The sequence below is a fragment of the Streptomyces sp. SLBN-8D4 genome (genome assembly GCF_049739545.1).
In the GTDB taxonomy this organism is placed as follows: Bacteria; Actinomycetota; Actinomycetes; order Streptomycetales; family Streptomycetaceae; genus Streptomyces; species Streptomyces canus_C.
This window is the reverse complement of record NZ_JBMGQC010000001.1, coordinates 6,351,757-6,368,446: the sequence shown is the minus strand read 5'-3', so window position 1 is coordinate 6,368,446 and position 16,690 is coordinate 6,351,757. Positions and strand designations below refer to the sequence as shown.

Sequence of the window (16,690 nt, the reverse complement as noted above, 5' to 3'; positions counted from 1 at the left end):
GTTAGCCCGCCGGGACCGGATTGGCCGGTGAGTATTGGGGCGCGGACCAGCGCAGCGGGAGCGCCGAGGGGGTCTCGACCACCTCCCGTACGGTGAAGCGGACCCTGCGCTCCGGGCCGAACTCGGTGTGCGCCTCGCCGGTCAGCTGGAGTGCCGTGCCGGTGGTCCAGTCGAGGAACAGCAGGCCGGCCCGGGGGTCCGCGGCGAGGTTGCCGAGGGTGAGGAACATGGAGTTTCCCGGGTAGTCACGCCAGCTCAGCTCGCCCGGTGAATCGACGCGCACGAAACCGGGGTTGCCGCCCCGGTGGCTGACGTCGGCCCCGCCCTCGTGCACGGAGGCCAGGAAGAAGGTGTCGGCGGCGGTGACGAACTCGGCCTGCTCCGGGGTCAGTTCGGCGGTGCGTTGGGGTTTGCCCGGTCGGCGGTCCGGCACGATCTCGTACGACTCCCTCCGCTGAAGGTACTTGGGGCAGTTCGCGAAGACCTGATCGGCCTCGATCGCGAACCCCCGTGCCGTGGGCCCGAGTCGGCCGTTGAGACGCATCCGGCGGCGGGTGCGGGGGTCGAGGGCGATCGTGCCGACGGGCGTGCCGGGGGTGGCGAGCGCCGTCGCGAGGGGGTCGGACGGCAGCCGATCGCCGGTGACCGAGACGCGGTGCGGGCCCGTCGCCCTCACGAAGCCCGGCGCCCCGGCGAGCGGGGACGCCCAGACCCGGCCCGTCGAGGGGTCGGCGGCGCCGGCGACCAGCAGCGGCTGGAGTTCCAGGAAGGCCGCGGCAACGTCCCGGATGCCCCGGCCGACCGAGCGGCCCACGTGATCGGCCTGCTCGCGCACCCCCACCCGGTCCTGCACGGCCCGAGAGCCCGCGTGATAGACGCCCATGACTAGAAGAACCCGCAGGTCGGGGCGGTGCCGGAGGGTGCCGGGGCTTCCTCGGCACCGCTCGGCACGGAGATCTCCAGGCGGGTGCCGTCCGGGTCGTGGAAGAAGATGCCGCCCGAGCCCGAGCCCTCGCGGTGGGCGACCACGCCCTCGTGGGCGAAGTCCGCGCCGTACGCCCGCAGCGCCTCCTCGTACTCCCTGACCCGCTCGATCGAGTCCGCCTCGAAGGCGAGGTGGTGCAGACCCGCGCGGTCGGGTCCGTACGGCTGCTCCGCCTGCTGCCAGAGGGTGAGGACGAGGGTCTCGCCGTCGCCGAGGAAGGCGTACCGGCGGCCTTCCTCCTTGCCCTCGGCGAGGGGCGTGAAGCCGAGGACGTCCCGGTAGAAGGCGAGCGAACGGTCGAGGTCGGTGACGTTCAGGCCGATGTGGCCGGTGCGCAAGGTCACGGCTGTCCCCTTCAGCTTGGCCAACCCGCATGGTTAACCCTTGTAAGTGACTTTAAGGGTTAGAAGCAGCGGGCGCAACCAGTCACGTAGGCTTGACCGGTTAGCACGGAAGGGAGCCCCGCATGTCCGCCCCCCGCGATCCCCGCCCGCTCACCGGCGAGCCGCTCGCACTCGATCTGCTCAACACGCGATGGATGAGCGAGGGGAGCCTCCAGGACCTCCTCGCCGACGTCGACGGGCTCGGGGTGTGGCTCGACTCGGCCGGGCTGAGCGGTGCCCACACCCCGGACGGCAGGATGCTGCGGCACGTCCGGCAGGCCAGGGAGGCTCTGCGCACGGCGGTGGACGGGTCGCCGGAGGAGGGGGCCTCCCTGGTCGACGCGGTGCTGGAGCACGGGCGGGTGCGGGTCACGCTGACCCCCCAGGGCCCCGTCGAGCGACCCGAGTTGGGCGACCCCGACTGGGCGCCCGCCTGGCTCGCCGCCCGCAACTACCTGGAGCTGCTCAGCACCGCGCCGGACCGGATCCGGTCATGCGCCCACGAGTCGTGCGTGCTCCACTTCCTCGACACGTCGAGGAACGGCACCCGGCGCTGGTGCTCGATGGCGACCTGCGGCAACCGCGCGAAGGCGTCCCGCCATTACGCGCGCACCAAGGACGCCTGAAAAGACCGCCCCAAGGACTCGTAGGGCGAATCGCCCGCTTTCGCACGCATCTTCACCGATGCCCCTAAAGGTCATCGCGGGTTTTCCCCATACACCCATATCGATTCGGTCAACTCTCCCTAAACATCCTTCCCATGGGTAAAGCTGGGCGCTCATCCGGGGTCGTAATCCGGATCACCGTGGCCGGGACCGATCGGTCCCGGTCACACGCCTGCTCGTTCCTTTACTCACAAGGGATGCCGATGACCCTCACCCCCCAGAGCGCCCCGATATCGGGCGCGAGACGTGTGGCGCGCATAGCCGCGGCCGCCGGACTGGTCGCCGCGCTCTCCGCGGCGGGGCCGATACCCATGGCCTTCTCCGCGGACACGGGGACCACCCCCGCGGCGTCGGACCCGGGTCTGAAGTCCGCCGACGAGAAGCTCGGTTCGGACGACGCCGACGCGCTCGCCGAGGCCAAGGCCGACGGCGTCAAGAACATCACGCTGATGGTCGCCACCGCCCCCGGCAAGACCGAGCAGGTCGCCGAGGAGCTGGACGCGGTCAAGGGCGGCCTGGTGGGCCTCACGTACGACAAGCTCGGTTACGTCCGGGCCACCGTCCCCACCGCGAAGGCGGACTCGGCCATCGCCGCCGCCGCGAAGCTCTCCTCCGTGCACGGCATCGACGTCAAGCAGGACATCCCGCTGGACGACCCGACGCCGAGCGCCGACACCGCCAAGGGCGCCGCGCACAAGGCCGCGAAGACCTACCCGGCCCCGAGCGCGAAGACGCCCGCCGAGAACCCGTACAACCCGTCCTTCGAGACGGGCGCCGTCGACTTCGTGCAGGACCACCCGAAGGCGGACGGCCGCGGCGTCACGATCGGCATCCTGGACTCGGGTGTGGACCTCGGCCACCCGGCCCTGCAGAAGACCACCACCGGTGAGCGGAAGATCGTCGACTGGGTGACGTCGACCGACCCGGTCTCCGACGGCGACGCCACCTGGCGGCGGATGAACAACCCCGTCAGCGGCCCGACCTTCACCATCGCGGGCGCCACCTGGAAGGCCCCGGCGGGCTCCTACCAGTTCAACCTGTTCCGCGAGTCGGCCACCACCGGCGGTGACGCCAAGGGCGACGCCAACCGCGACGGCGACACCACCGACGTCTGGGGCGTCCTCTACGACGCGGCCGCCGGAACCGTCCGGGTCGACCTGAACAACAACAACGACTTCTCCGACGACACCCCGATGAAGCCGTACAAGGACGGCTACCAGGTCGGGTACTTCGGCACCGACGACCCGTCGACCGATGTCGCCGAGCGCCAGCCGTTCGTCGTCGAGATCCGCAAGGACGTCGTCTACGACGCCGCGGGCAGCAAGGCCGACTACGTCAACATCGGCGTCATCGAGTCCGAGCACGGCACCCACGTCGCCGGCATCACCGCCGCCAACGGCCTGTTCGGCGGCAAGATGAACGGCGCGGCCCCGGGCGCGAAGCTCGTCTCGTCCCGTGCCTGCACCTGGACCGGCGGCTGCACCAACGTGGCGCTGACCGAGGGCATGATCGACCTCGTCGTCAACCGCGGGGTCGACATCGTCAACATGTCGATCGGCGGCCTGCCCGCGCTCAACGACGGCAACAACGCGCGCGCCGAGCTCTACACGCGCCTCATCGACACCTACGGCGTCCAGCTGGTGATCTCCGCGGGCAACTCCGGCCCCGGCGCGAACACCATCGGCGACCCTGGTCTGGCCGACAAGGTCATCTCGGTCGGCGCGACCATCTCCAAGGAGACCTGGGCCGCCAACTACGGCTCGGCCGTGGAGAAGAAGTACGCGATGATGCCGTTCTCCTCGCGCGGTCCGCGTGAGGACGGCGGCTTCACGCCGACGCTGTCCGCCCCGGGTGCGGCCATCAACACCACCCAGACCTGGCTGCCGGGCTCCCCGGTCGCCGAGTCGGGCTACACGCTGCCGGCCGGCTACTCGATGCTCCAGGGCACCTCGATGGCCTCCCCGCAGGCCACCGGCGCCTCCGCGCTGCTCCTTTCGGCCGCCAAGCAGAAGCACATCGCGCTGACGCCGGCCACCCTGCGCACCGCCCTGACCTCGACCGCCGAGCACATCAAGGGTGTGCAGGCGTACGAGGAGGGCGCGGGCCTCATCGACATCGTGGACGCCTGGGACTCCATCAAGGACGGTGCCACGGCCCACGACTACACGGTCAAGGCGCCCGTCGACACCGCGATCGACCAGCTCCTGAAGACCCCGGGCTACGGCACCGGTCTCTACGACCGCGAGGGCGGTCTGCGGGCCGGCCAGAAGAAGACGTACGACGTCACCATCACCCGTACGTCCGGTGCGGACAAGGCGATCCGCCACGACCTGTACTTCGACAACAACGCCGGTGGCGCCTTCCGGATCCTCGGCAAGGACGACATCCGGCTCCCGCTGAACCAGCCGGTGACCGTCAAGGTCCAGGCCCAGCCGAAGTCCGCGGGTCTCAAGAGCGCGATCCTGGTCGTCGACGACCCGAAGACCGAGGGCGTCGACCAGCAGATCCTCAGCACGGTCGTGGTCTCCTCGCCGGTGAAGTACACGTACTCGGCGTCGAACACCGTGCAGCGCAACAGCACCCAGTCGTACTTCGTGACCGTGCCCGCGGGCGCCAAGTCGCTGGAGGTCGCGATCGGCGGGCTCAAGGACAAGAGCCAGACCCGCTTCATCGCCATCCACCCCTACGGCGTCCCGGTCGACAACACCGGCACCCCGTACTGCTACAACAACTACCTCGACGGCAACGGCTGCAAGGCCGACGCCCGTTCCTACGCCGACCCGCAGGCCGGTGTCTGGGAGATCGAGGTCGAGTCGCGCCGCACCTCGCCGCTGCTCGACAACCCGTACAAGCTGGACGTCGCCGTCTACGGCGCGGTCTTCGACCCGGAGACCGTGACCGTCCCCGAGGCCAAGGTCGGCACCCCGGCCACCGCCTCCTGGAAGGTGACCAACACCCTCGCCGCGATCGACGGCAAGCTGGCCGGCGGCCCGCTCGGCTCGTCCAAGACGGCCCGCCCGACCATCGCCGAGGGCGCCACCCAGACCACCACGGTCGAGGTGCCCGCGGGCGCCAAGTCGCTCGACGTCGCCATCGGCAACGTCTCCGACGTGGCCGCGGACCTGGACCTGACGGTCTACAACGCGGCCGGCACCGTGGTCGGCTCGTCCGCCGACGGTGACTCGGAGGAGGCCGTCTCGGTCGCCTCGCCCGCCGCCGGCACGTACACCATCGAGGTCGTCGGCTACTCGGTCCCGGCCGGTTCCACGGCGTACGACTACCAGGACGTGTTCTTCTCCAGCACCCTGGGCACCGTCTCCGTCTCCGACGCACCGGTGAAGCTCGCCACGGGCGCCTCGACGACCGTCTCCGGCAGCGTCACCGCCCTGGCGGCCGCTCCGGAGGGCCGTGAGTTCTTCGGCCAGGTCAGCCTCGTCAACGCGCGCGGCACGGTCGCGGGCGTCGGCAACGTGAAGATCGAGAAGGTCACGCCGTAACACTTCTCCGTACGGCGACGAGGGGCGGGCGTCCGAGGGGCGCCCGCCCTTTCTCGTGCCCTAGCAGCCGAGGCCGCGCGAGGCCGGGAGCGAGGCGGTGATCCAGGCCCGCTCCGGGGCGATCTGCTGCTCGCCGACCGCCCAGTGGTCGGGGCTCGGTGCGCCCCCGGTCACGCCGAACAGGACGCGGGTGCCCTTGGTGAGGGGTTCGGGCAGGTCGTACGCGCCGATCGCATAGGTGAGGTCCTTCACCCCGACCGTCGGCTTGTAGTAGCGACTCACGCGCACGGTGACCTGGAGTTCCCCCGCGGCGGGGAGCTCCTTGACCGCGGTGACCTCGGCCTCGGCGACCGTGGTGGCGCAGGCCAGGTAGGACGGGCTGCCGAAGCGGACGCCGGCTTCCGCCTTGGAGGACCCGGAGTCGGCCGAGCTCAGGTTGTCCGCACCGCCGCCGTGCCCCACGAGCCAGCCGAGCCCCGTGACGACGCCGGCGACGGCGGCCACCGCGAGGGTGCCGAAGGCCAGGGTGCGGGCGCGGCGGCGGGCGGCCCGGGAGGGCCGTGGGGGAGCGGCTCGCGGCGCGGGCGGCGCCTCGGCGAGCCTTTCGCCGAGGATCCCGAGCTGCATCCTCAGGAGCCCGATGTCGGCCTCGGCCGCGCGGTACTCGGCCAGGAACGCGGGGTCCGCCCGGGCCTCGTCGCCCGGCTCCTCGCCGGTGAGCGCGGCCATGAGCGCGTCGTCGTCGTACGTCTCGTTCTCGGCGCTCATGTCACACCACCTCGTCCTCGTGCAGGCGGGCGCGCAGGGCCCGCACCGCCGTGTGCAGGCGGCTTTTGACCGTGCCCTCCGGGACGCCCAGCTCCTGGGCGATGGAGCGCACCGGCAGGTCGGCGAAGAACCGCAGCACGAGGACCTGACGCTGCTGGTCGGGCAGCTCGTCCAGGCCCTGGGCGACGGCCAGGGAGAGCACACTGGTGTCCTCCCCCGAGGGGTGCTCGTGCTGGCGCAGCGAGGCGAGGCGCTCCCCCAGCCGCTCCTGGCGCTTCTTGGCCCGGTGCCAGTCCATGGCGAGGTTGGAGGCGACGACGGCGGCCCACGCGGACACGTCCCGTGGCGCCTCGTACCCCTTCGCCGCCCGCTCCAGCAACCGCAGGCGGACCTGCTGCACCCCGTCCGGCAGGTCCGCCTGCGGCACCCCGCCCAGGGCGAGCACGGCCCGCACCCGGCGTTCCTGCGCCGCGTCCAGGGGGTCGTCCCCTTCCTGGACCCGGCGAGCCTTTCCGCGCAGCACAAGCCACCCCCTCACCGCGTTTCCTCTACGACGCCGCAGCCCACGGAAACGTTCGCCGGATCCCGCGGAAAATCGCCGAGAGGTGTACGTCACACCGTCGGGCAGTCCATTCCTCGGGCATGGAGCGCAAAGAATTGGACAGGAAGCCCCGGGTCGGCCGCATGATGGAAAAGCGTCGGTCAAGTGCGCAGAGACAGTGCGAAGAGATAGGGAGTCACCGTGAGGGTCGGAATCGTCGGAGCCACCGGACAGGTCGGCACGGTCATGCGCGGGATCCTCAAGGAGCGGAACTTCCCGGTCACGGAGCTGCGCCTGTTCGCCTCCGCGCGCTCGGCGGGCTCGGTACTGGACGGCGTGACGGTGGAGGACGCGGCGACGGCCGACTACACCGGCCTGGACATCGTGCTGTTCTCGGCGGGCGGCGCGACCTCGAAGGCGCTGGCCGAGAAGGTCGCCTCGCAGGGCGCGGTCGTGATCGACAACTCCTCCGCCTGGCGCAAGGACCCCGAGGTCCCCCTGGTCGTCTCCGAGGTGAACCCGCACGCGATCGCGGACCGCCCCAAGGGGATCATCGCCAACCCGAACTGCACCACCATGGCCGCGATGCCGGTCCTGAAGGTGCTGGACACGGAGGCGGGCCTTCAGACGCTGATCGCCACCACCTACCAGGCGGTGTCCGGCTCGGGCCTCGCGGGCGTGGCGGAGCTGCACGGCCAGGTGCAGAAGGTCGCCGCCGACGCGGACAAGCTCACCCACGACGGCGGGGCGGTCGACTTCCCCGAGCCGCAGGTCTACAAGCGGCCCATCGCCTTCAACGTTCTCCCCTTCGCGGGCAACCTCGTCGAGGACGGCCTGAACGAGACCGACGAGGAGCAGAAGCTCCGCAACGAGTCCCGCAAGATCCTGGAGCTCCCCGAGCTGAAGGTCTCCGGCACCTGTGTGCGCGTCCCGGTCTTCTCCGGGCACTCCCTCCAGGTCAACGCCCGCTTCGCCCGCCCGATCTCCCCGGAGCGCGCGACGGAGCTCCTGGCGGGTGCCCCCGGTGTGACCCTCTCGGACATCCCGACCCCGCTGCAGGCCGCGGGCCAGGACGCCTCCTTCGTCGGCCGCATCCGCCGCGACGAGACGGTCGACAACGGCCTGGCCCTGTTCATCTCCAACGACAACCTCCGCAAGGGCGCCGCGCTGAACGCGGTCCAGATCGCGGAGCTGGTGGCGGCGGAGCTCAAGGGCTGACGCCTGTCGGACTCATCGGGCGGGCTGCCGGAAACGGCACCTGCCTGCCGGGGCGAGCGCGTCGCCGGGGCGCCCCCGCGCCACGTCACCGGTGCACCCCGACCGGGCCGCGCGGGCCAAGACGGCGCCCCCGCGCAAGGACCCGGAGCGCGACGCGGCGCAGCGTGTGCCCGACTGCCGGAAACGGGCGTCTGCCGCCGGAACAAGCACATATCCAGGGCGCCCCCGCGCCACGTCACCGGTGCACCCCGACCGGGCCGCGCAGGCCAAGACGGCGCCCCCGCACAAGGACCCGGAGCGCGACGCGGCGCAGCGAATCCCCGACTGCCGGAAACAGGCGTCTGCCGGCCGGGCCGCCGGAGCCGTACGCCCCGGTGGGGCCGACGCGGCAGGCCCCGGACAGGCGCCCTACGGTCTGCGCACCTCGTAGAGGAAACAGCCGTACTCGACGGCCCGGACGTGGACGAGCGCCACGGACGGGTCGTCGAACGCGTTTCGGAAGGCGTCGTCGCCGAGAGCCTCGACCAGCTCACCGCCGAGGATGCGTCCGTCGGCGGAGTAGCGGCGGACGGTCCGGTGAGCGTTGGCGAAGGGGTATCCGTCGCGCCCGTCCGGCCCCGCGCACTCGTCGCCGTGGATGAAGACGGGCCCCTGCTCGTCGTACGCCCCGGGCTCGGCGCCGGTCCCGGCCGCCCAGCGGCGCAGGGGCGCGTAGGAGACGAGCGCGATCCGCTCACCGGGCCGACTGCGGCGCAGACAGCAGCGGAGCGGGGCACCGCCCCCCTCGTCCGGGAAGGGGGCCGGGGGGCGGCCGGCGTCGTCGGCGGAGCGGAGTTCCTTGAGGGCGACGGCGTCCACGGGACGTGCGGTGTAGGTCGTCATGGGACCAGGCTGGCGCGGCCGAACACGGATGACCGGCGGGAATCGGACGGGGCGGCCCCGAACCGCAGGGTAATCCCCCGATCCGTGGGAGACAGTTCGTGGAAGGATGACCGAACCGCCGAACCTACACATAACGAGGAGATGACCGCGTGCCTGGCACAAACCTGACTCGCGACGAAGCTCAGCAGCGGGCGAAGCTGCTGAGCGTCGAGTCCTACGAGATCGATCTCGACCTCTCCGGCGCGCAGGAGGGCGGTACCTACCGGTCCGTGACCACGGTGCGCTTCGACGTGGCCGAGAACGGGGCGGAGTCCTTCATCGACCTCGTCGCTCCCACCGTTCACGAGGTCACGCTGAACGGGGACCCGCTCGACCCGGCGGAGGTCTTCAAGGACTCCCGGATCGCGCTGCCCGGCCTGCTGGAGGGCCGCAACATCCTGCGGGTCGTCGCCGACGCCGCGTACACCAACACCGGTGAGGGCCTGCACCGCTTCGTCGACCCGGTCGACGAGCAGGCGTACCTCTACACGCAGTTCGAGGTGCCGGACGCCCGCCGCGTCTTCGCCTCCTTCGAGCAGCCGGACCTGAAGGCCACCTTCCAGTTCACCGTGAAGGCGCCGACCGGCTGGACGGTCATCTCCAACTCCCCGACCCCGGAGCCGAAGGACGACGTCTGGGTCTTCGAGCCGACCCCGCGGATCTCGTCGTACATCACGGCCCTGATCGTCGGCCCGTACCACTCCGTGCACAGCGTGTACGAGAAGGACGGCCAGTCCGTGCCGCTGGGCATCTACTGTCGCCCCTCGCTCGCCGAACACCTCGACTCGGACGCCATCTTCGAGGTGACCCGGCAGGGCTTCGAGTGGTTCCAGGAGAAGTTCGACTACGCGTACCCGTTCAAGAAGTACGACCAGCTGTTCGTGCCCGAGTTCAACGCGGGCGCGATGGAGAACGCGGGTGCCGTCACCATCCGCGACCAGTACGTCTTCCGCTCCAAGGTGACCGACGCCGCGTACGAGATGCGCGCCGAGACCATCCTGCACGAGCTGGCCCACATGTGGTTCGGCGACCTCGTGACCATGGAGTGGTGGAACGACCTGTGGCTGAACGAGTCGTTCGCCACCTACACCTCCATCGCCTGCCAGGCGTACGCCCCGGACAGCCGGTGGCCGCACTCCTGGACCACCTTCGCCAACTCCATGAAGACATGGGCGTACCGCCAGGACCAGCTGCCGTCCACGCACCCGATCATGGCCGAGATCCGCGACCTGGACGACGTGCTGGTCAACTTCGACGGCATCACGTACGCCAAGGGTGCCTCCGTTCTCAAGCAGCTCGTCGCCTACGTCGGCGAAGACGAGTTCTTCGGCGGGGTGCAGGCGTACTTCAAGCGCCACGCGTACGGCAACACCCGGCTGTCCGACCTGCTGGGCGCGCTGGAGGAGACCTCCGGCCGTGACCTCGGCACCTGGTCGCAGAAGTGGCTGCAGACGGCCGGCATCAACATCCTGCGCCCGGAGATCGAGACGGACGGCAACGGTGTCATCACCTCCTTCGCCATCCGTCAGGAGGCCCCCGCGCTCCCGGCGGGCGCGAAGGGTGAGCCGACCCTTCGCCCCCACCGCATCGCCGTCGGTCTGTACGAACTCGACGACGACAGCGGCAAGCTGGTCCGCGACGAGCGCGTCGAGCTGGACGTCGACGGCGAGCTGACGGCCGTACCGCAGCTGGTCGGCAAGCGCCGTCCGGCGGTCGTGCTCCTCAACGACGACGACCTGTCGTACGCCAAGGTCCGCCTCGACGAGCAGTCGCTGGCCTTCGTGACCGAGCACCTGGGCGACTTCGAGTCGTCGCTGCCGCGCGCGCTGTGCTGGGCGTCGGCGTGGGACATGACGCGGGACGCGGAGCTCGCGACCCGCGACTACCTCTCCCTCGTCCTCTCCGGTATCGGCAAGGAGTCCGACATCGGTGTCGTGCAGTCGCTGCACCGGCAGGTGAAGCTGGCGATCGAGCTGTACGCCGCCCCCACGGCTCGCGAGGCCCTGCTGACCCGCTGGACCGACGCCACGCTGGCCCACCTGCGGTCCGCGGCGGCCGGCAGCGACCACCAGCTGGCATGGGCGCGGGCGTTCGCGGCGACGGCCCGTACGCCGGAGCAGCTGGACCTGCTGGAGGGGCTGCTCGACGGGTCCCAGGTCATCGAGGGCCTGGCCGTCGACACCGAGCTGCGCTGGGCGTTCGTGCAGCGGCTGGCCTCCGTGGGCCGCTACGACGAGTCGGAGATCGCCGCCGAGTACGAGCGGGACAGGACCGCGGCGGGTGAGCGCCACGCGGCGACCGCCCGTGCCTCGCGGCCGGCCGCGGAGGCGAAGGCGGAGGCCTGGGCGCAGGTCGTCGAGTCCGACAAGCTGCCCAACGCGGTCCAGGAGGCCGTCATCGGCGGCTTCGTGCAGACCGATCAGCGGGAGCTGCTCGCGCCGTACACGGACAAGTACTTCGAGGCGCTCAAGAACGTCTGGGAGTCCCGCTCGCACGAGATCGCGCAGCAGATCGCGGTCGGCCTCTACCCCTCGCTCCAGGTCTCCCGGGAGACCCTGGACAGGACGGACGCCTGGCTGGCCACGGCCGAGCCGAGCGCGGCCCTGCGCCGGCTCGTCTCGGAGTCCCGCGCGGGCGTGGAGCGCGCGCTGAAGGCCCAGGCGGCTGACTCGCTGGCGGACCAGTAGGACCCGGCAGGAGGCGGACGGCTCCGGTCGTCCGTCTCCCGCCCCGCGCAGGCAGTGCCGGGGGTGCAGGCGTCCCGGCGCACCGCCCGGGACGTGCTCAGCATCGTCCGCATGCGCAGGCGGACCGAGGTCGAGCGCGGGCCCGCTTCAACCACCCCCGCACACCAGCCGGGCCGTGTTCAGCATCGTCCGCACGTGCAGCCCGGTCTGCGCGGCCACCGGCACCCATCGCAGGTCGTACGTCTTCTCCAGCTCCTGGCTCCACTCGCGCACCAGGTCGTCGAGGATCTCGACGGTCCGGGGGTCGGTGCGGGCCAGGGCGCGGCTCGCCATCGCCGCCACCCTGAGCGGGATACGGCGGGCGGAGATCCCCCGGCTGGCGAAGTGGCCGTGGAACCGCCCGGGTTCCTCCGCCGCCCAGCTCGCCACGATCGACGGCGCCACGTCGAGGAGCTCCCGCGCGGCGACCCGCAGCGGCGCCAGATCCTCCGGTCCGGCCGTGTCGAGCCGTGTCCCGAGGACGGCCGCGAGTTCCCGGGTGCGGCCCAGCAGCACCTCCCCCAGCCGGGCGGCCTCGCGGTCCGGGTCGGTGACCGGCCGGGCGTCGCTCACCGAGGGCACGGCCCAGGCGGGGGCCTCGATCAGGGTGGTCAGGGTGCCGTGGCGGCGCGGATGGAGCCAGGTGCTCTCGGCGACGTACCCGCTCGGGTCGCGTTCGCCCTCGCCGTGGCCGTCGGGCAGCACCAGGACGCCGGGCGGGTCGAGCCGCCAGTCGGGGCCGTCGACGGGATGCCGGTCGACGGGGACGCGCAGCCGCGCGGCGGTCTCACGGAAGGCGGCCGCGGCGCCGGGCAGCTCCCGCGTCATCATCACGAAGGCACCGCCGAACTCGATGCCGTGCAGGGTGAACTGGGCGAGGGGCCGCAGCTCGTCGAGGAGCCGGACGAGCGTGGCCGACTCGGGGAGCGGCTTGCCGGGAGGCACGGGCAGGGACTCCGGCTGACGGGCGAACGCGGGCCGGTAGAAGTGCCGGTGACACTCCGTCAGCGAGGGCTCCGGCTCCTCCGGCTGCCAGCCGTGCGCGAGGTGCGCCCCGTCGGGGTCGAGGCAGAGCAGGAAGTGCCAGGTGCAGCCCAGGAGTTCGAGCAGGTGGGGCCTGCGGGCGAACAGGGCGGCGAGCCGCAACGCGGAGGCGCCGCCCACCGGTTCGTTGGCGTGCGCGCCCGCGACGGCGAGGATGTGGCGCTCGCCGTGTCCGGCGGACAGCAGCCACAGCGGGCGCCCGGCCCGGCTCTGTCCGACCTGGCTCAGCCGCAGCAGGCCGGGTGCGGCGCGGACCAGCGTGCGGGCCCTTCGCTCCAGTTCGTCGACTGCCGGATAGAGCGAAGTCCGCACGCCGGTCCTCCCACGCTGGTGATCAGATCAAGCACCCTGGGAATTACTGTCCCCAGTGGTCTCTTTCTTGTCCAGCGGGCGAATCACGATCTTGACCGGCATGTGAGCTCCTCTCAGCTGCCGCCGTTGCCGCCGCTGTCCCCCGTGGTCTCCTTCTTGTCCAAGGGGCGGATCACGATCTTTGTCGGCATCTCAACTCCTCGCATTCGTACGGGATTTGACCTTTCCGAAGCGATCGCTGACCGCTCTTGTCAAGGCTGTGCCGAGGGAGTCAGAGTGTCAAGGAGGTGTACGTGTGACGGGCAGGGGGCCCTGATGACGGAGGCGGCGGCGGTGACGGTCGAGGCGTTCCGGCGGCCCCGGATCAAGCCCGAGCACCGCGCCTACCGCACGGTCGACGGCAATGTCCGCGTCGGCAGCGTGATCCACGGCATCGGCGCGGAGATCGCGGACCCGCAGGGCTGGGTGTGGACGCTCGTCGAGGCGATGGACGGGACGCGGGGGCCGTCGGAGGTGGTCGCCGAGGTCCTGCGCGGGCACCCGGAGCTGTCCGGCGCGGACGCCCGCCAGGCGATGGCGGACCTGCTGGCCGCCGGTTTCGTGGACGACGCGGAGGCGCCCGTGCCGGTGCCGCCCGGCGAACAGGACCGCTACAGCCGGGGCGTCCCGCTGCTCCGCTGGATGGACCTGGCCCCTCGCACCAGCCCCTGGGACGCCCAGCTCCGCCTGCGCGAGGCCCGGGTCCTGCTGATCGGAGTCGGCGGCACGGGCGGCCACGCGGCCCAGGCCCTGGTCGCATCCGGTGTGGGCCACGTCCACTGCGTCGACCCGGACGTGGTCGAACTCTCCAACCTCAACCGCCAGCCCCTGTACCGCGAGTACGACCTCGGCCGGCCCAAGGTGGAGGCGGCGGTGGCAACCCTGCGGGCGCTCAACTCGGACGTGACGGTGACCGGGGAGCGGAGGGAGGTGTCGGGCCAGGAGGACTTGACGGAGCTGCTGGCCGGACCACAGCGGGCGGAACGGCTGCCGTGCCCGGCACGACCGCCGGGGGCCACCGGCCCGGGCTCCGGCGGCGGTCACCGGAGCCTTGACGCGGGCCCCGGACATACCTGCGCGCCCGCCGGGACCGAGGCCGGGCCGCCCGCAGCGGCCGAAGCCGGCCCGCAGAAGCTCGCGCGGCCGGTGTCCTCCTCCCCCTACGACCTCCTCGTCCTCGCCGCCGACCGCCCCGACGCGATCCGCCGGTGGACCAACCGGGCCTGTCTGGCGGCCGGGCTGCCGTGGGTCGACGCCGGATACCGGGGGCCTCTCGTGACCGCCGGGGTGTACGTGCCCGGTCAGGGGGCCTGCTGGGAATGTCTGCGGGACGGGGAGATCGCCCGGCGCGATCTGCGGCTCGGGCCCGGGCAGGACCCGGAGACCGCGTCGCCGCGGATGCCGTGGAACCCGGCGAGTGCCGTCACCGCCGGGCTCTCGGGGGCCCTGCTCGCGCATGCCGCCCTCGCCCTGCTGACCGGGATCCCCGCGATGGAGCCGGGCTTCCGCTTCGGTGTGAACCTCATGCTCCCCGGCGACCCCGTCCACCAGCGCACCCCCCGCCACCTGGACTGCCCGGCGTGCGGGGAGCGTGCGTGAACCGGGTACGGCTGCACGCGCTGGACTCCCGTCCCGACGGTGACGAGTGGATCGTGGGCCGCAGGGCGACCGGCCGGTTCGTCGCCCTGCCGGAGGTGGGCAAGCAGGCCCTCGATCTGCTCGACCAGGGCCTGACCCCGGCCGAGGTCGGCGAACGGCTCCGCACCCGGACCGGCGACGACATCGACGTACCGGACTTCGTGGAGGCCCTGCTGGGACTCGGGTTCGTGGCGGAGGTCGACGGCCGCGCGATCGATCAGGAGCCGCCCCCGGCCCCGACGTTGGCGTGGATACGGCCCCCTCGGGTGCGCTGGCTGCTCAGCCCCGCCGTTCCCGTGGCCCTCGCCGTCCTGATCGCGGTCACCTTGCTCACCCGGCCCCCCGTGCCGCTCGACTACCGGACCCTGTTGTGGAGCGCGCACGGCAGCGCGGTCGTCGCCCTGGGCGCGGCCGTCGGCTGGAGCCTGCTGCTGCTCCACGAGTGCGCCCATCTGCTGACCGCCCGCGCGACCGGGGTGGCGGGGCGGATACGGCTCGGCACGCGGCTGCAGTTCCTGGTGATGCAGACGGACATCAGCGGGATCGAACTCGCCCCGCGCCGCCACCGGTTGACCGCCTACCTCGCCGGCATCGCGACCAACCTCACGGCCGCGTCCCTGGCCGCCCTCGCCGCGGGCGCCACCACCGGCGCACCCCGCCGCGTCCTCGCCGCCGTGGCCCTGCTCGCGCTGCTCCCCCTGCCCTTCCAGCTCATGGTCTTCATGCGCACCGACCTGTACTTCGTCCTCCAGGACCTGACCCGTTGCCGCGACCTGTTCGGGGACGGGGTGGCGTACACGAGGTACCGGGCCCGGCGGCTGCTGCGGCGCCGGAGCCGCCGTACCGACGAGCCGGACCCCAGCCTCGGACTGCCCGCGCACGAACGACGGGCCGTCCGCGCGTACAGCGTGGTGCTGGTCGTCGGCACCACGCTGTGTCTCGCGTTCTTCGCCGCCGTCACGCTGCCCGCGGACGTCACGCTCCTCGCCCGGGCGATGGCCAAGTCGGTCGCCGCGGAGTCGACTTGGGACCGGCTGGACGGGATCGCCGTCGTCGTCACGCTCGGCGGCCTGCACGCCCTGTGGCTGCGCACCTGGTGGCGGGGCCGTCGGCTCAGACGGACACCATCCCGCCCGTCACGTTGACGAACGTGCCGGTGATGCCGCCCGCCTGGCCGGAGGCGAGGAACACCGCGGTGGCGGCGATCTCGGCGAGCGTGGGGTTGCGGCGGGTCATGCGCATCCCGGCGAGCTGGTCGATGATGCCCTGGACGGCGCTCTCGTCGATCGCCGGGTTGACCGCGGAGAGCTTCTCCACGGTGAACGTCTCCGGCACCCCGGCCGCCCACAGGCCCACCGCCCGCACCCCGCGCGGCCCCAGCTCGATGGCCAGGTTGCGCACGAGCGTGTCGATCGCCCCGTCCGCCGGACCGGTGCCGCCCATCATCGGACTGCCGTGCGCGGAACCGCTGTTGAGGGCGAGGATCACACCCGAGCCGCGCGCGGCCATCCGGCGTCCGGCGGCGCGGGCGGTGAGGAAGTTGGCGCGCAGGCCGTCGGCGACCGGCCTCATGAAGTCGTCGACCGCCATGTCGGTCAGCGGCGCGCCCTGCACATCGCCGCGCGTGACCAGGTTGATGGAGATGTCGATGTCCCCGACCTGCTCGGCGTGCGCCTCCACGGCCGCCTCGTCCAGCGCGTCCACGACGGCGACCTCGGCGTCCTTGATGTCGGCGGCCACCGCCTCCAGGGTCGTGCGGGTACGGCCCACGAGGTGGACCCTCGCGCCCTGCTCGGCGAAGGCCCGGGCGACGGCCCCGCCGATGGAACCGCCGGCGCCGTAGACGATCGCGGTCTTGTCGGTGAGCAGCATGGTGACTCCGTAAGTTGTTAGGCGGCCCGGGAGGGCCGGATGTGGCTGATGGTGGCTTGTCAGTTGTGGCTCACAAGGAGT

General features: G+C 71.9%; 13 protein-coding genes. 6 read left to right on the top strand and 7 right to left on the bottom strand.

What is annotated here, in order from left to right:
- Position 1 precedes the first annotated feature (1 nt).
- A complete protein-coding gene (locus RKD20_RS28880; RefSeq protein WP_424880256.1) occupies positions 2-883 on the bottom strand; it encodes a pyridoxamine 5'-phosphate oxidase family protein in 882 nt (293 codons plus the stop codon).
- A 2-nt stretch (positions 884-885) separates the two neighbouring features.
- Positions 886-1,329, bottom strand: a complete 444-nt coding sequence (locus tag RKD20_RS28875) for a VOC family protein (RefSeq protein ID WP_424880255.1) — start codon at positions 1,327-1,329, stop codon at positions 886-888.
- 122 nt (positions 1,330-1,451) lie between these two features.
- Between RKD20_RS28875 and RKD20_RS28870 the strand changes: the two genes are divergently transcribed.
- Positions 1,452-1,994, top strand: coding sequence for a CGNR zinc finger domain-containing protein (locus tag RKD20_RS28870; protein ID WP_424880254.1), 543 nt, complete (start codon positions 1,452-1,454; stop codon positions 1,992-1,994).
- A 242-nt stretch (positions 1,995-2,236) separates the two neighbouring features.
- A complete protein-coding gene (locus RKD20_RS28865; RefSeq protein ID WP_424880253.1) occupies positions 2,237-5,530 on the top strand; it encodes a S8 family serine peptidase in 3,294 nt (1,097 codons plus the stop codon).
- 60 nt (positions 5,531-5,590) lie between these two features.
- Here the strand turns inward: RKD20_RS28865 and RKD20_RS28860 are convergent, their stop codons facing one another.
- Both RKD20_RS28860 and RKD20_RS28855 read right to left on the bottom strand, forming a co-directional pair.
- Positions 5,591-6,298, bottom strand: coding sequence for a hypothetical protein (locus tag RKD20_RS28860; protein WP_424880252.1), 708 nt, complete (start codon positions 6,296-6,298; stop codon positions 5,591-5,593).
- Between the two features lies 1 nt (position 6,299).
- On the bottom strand, positions 6,300-6,821 hold the full coding sequence (locus RKD20_RS28855) for a sigma-70 family RNA polymerase sigma factor (protein ID WP_424883345.1): 522 nt from the start codon (positions 6,819-6,821) through the stop codon (positions 6,300-6,302).
- A gap of 219 nt (positions 6,822-7,040) precedes the next feature.
- Between RKD20_RS28855 and RKD20_RS28850 the strand changes: the two genes are divergently transcribed.
- Complete coding sequence (locus tag RKD20_RS28850) at positions 7,041-8,057, top strand: aspartate-semialdehyde dehydrogenase (RefSeq protein ID WP_424880251.1); 1,017 nt, start codon at positions 7,041-7,043, stop codon at positions 8,055-8,057.
- 408 nt (positions 8,058-8,465) lie between these two features.
- On the opposite strand, the gene RKD20_RS28845 is transcribed toward RKD20_RS28850, so the two are convergent.
- Positions 8,466-8,939 (bottom strand): DUF1203 domain-containing protein, encoded by a 474-nt coding sequence (locus RKD20_RS28845; RefSeq protein WP_424880250.1) that lies wholly within the window; start codon positions 8,937-8,939, stop codon positions 8,466-8,468.
- A 149-nt stretch (positions 8,940-9,088) separates the two neighbouring features.
- On the opposite strand from RKD20_RS28845, the gene pepN reads away from it, so the two are divergent.
- Positions 9,089-11,665, top strand: a complete 2,577-nt coding sequence (gene pepN / locus RKD20_RS28840) for an aminopeptidase N (RefSeq protein ID WP_424880249.1) — start codon at positions 9,089-9,091, stop codon at positions 11,663-11,665.
- Between the two features lie 147 nt (positions 11,666-11,812).
- On the opposite strand, the gene RKD20_RS28835 is transcribed toward pepN, so the two are convergent.
- The gene (locus RKD20_RS28835) at positions 11,813-13,060 is read right to left on the bottom strand and encodes a M14 family zinc carboxypeptidase (protein WP_424880248.1); all 1,248 of its coding nucleotides are present in this window, start codon (positions 13,058-13,060) and stop codon (positions 11,813-11,815) included.
- A 315-nt stretch (positions 13,061-13,375) separates the two neighbouring features.
- On the opposite strand from RKD20_RS28835, the gene RKD20_RS28830 reads away from it, so the two are divergent.
- Together RKD20_RS28830 and RKD20_RS28825 are read left to right on the top strand one after the other, a co-directional pair.
- Positions 13,376-14,698, top strand: coding sequence for a HesA/MoeB/ThiF family protein (locus tag RKD20_RS28830; protein ID WP_424880247.1), 1,323 nt, complete (start codon positions 13,376-13,378; stop codon positions 14,696-14,698).
- Positions 14,695-15,882 carry a hypothetical protein gene (locus RKD20_RS28825; protein WP_424880246.1) on the top strand — a complete coding sequence of 396 codons (1,188 nt, stop codon included), beginning with the start codon at positions 14,695-14,697 and terminating at the stop codon, positions 15,880-15,882. Before RKD20_RS28830 ends, RKD20_RS28825 begins: the two co-directional genes overlap by 4 nt.
- Here RKD20_RS28825 and RKD20_RS28820 read toward each other — a convergent pair.
- Positions 15,851-16,609, bottom strand: a complete 759-nt coding sequence (locus tag RKD20_RS28820; RefSeq protein ID WP_424880245.1) for an SDR family NAD(P)-dependent oxidoreductase — start codon at positions 16,607-16,609, stop codon at positions 15,851-15,853. The two genes, RKD20_RS28825 and RKD20_RS28820, sit on opposite strands and share 32 nt — an antisense overlap.
- Positions 16,610-16,690 lie beyond the last annotated feature (81 nt).

What these genes read in the sequence shown, in the direction of transcription:
- RKD20_RS28860 (WP_424880252.1), bottom strand. Translation starts at nt 6,298, where the DNA reads ATGAGCGCCGAGAACGAGACGTACGACGACGACGCGCTCATGGCCGCG.
- RKD20_RS28845 (WP_424880250.1), bottom strand. Translation starts at nt 8,939, where the DNA reads ATGACGACCTACACCGCACGTCCCGTGGACGCCGTCGCCCTCAAGGAA.
- RKD20_RS28870 (WP_424880254.1), top strand. Translation starts at nt 1,452, where the DNA reads ATGTCCGCCCCCCGCGATCCCCGCCCGCTCACCGGCGAGCCGCTCGCA.
- RKD20_RS28865 (WP_424880253.1), top strand. Translation starts at nt 2,237, where the DNA reads ATGACCCTCACCCCCCAGAGCGCCCCGATATCGGGCGCGAGACGTGTG.
- RKD20_RS28880 (WP_424880256.1), bottom strand. Translation starts at nt 883, where the DNA reads ATGGGCGTCTATCACGCGGGCTCTCGGGCCGTGCAGGACCGGGTGGGG.
- RKD20_RS28830 (WP_424880247.1), top strand. Translation starts at nt 13,376, where the DNA reads ATGACGGAGGCGGCGGCGGTGACGGTCGAGGCGTTCCGGCGGCCCCGG.
- RKD20_RS28820 (WP_424880245.1), bottom strand. Translation starts at nt 16,609, where the DNA reads ATGCTGCTCACCGACAAGACCGCGATCGTCTACGGCGCCGGCGGTTCC.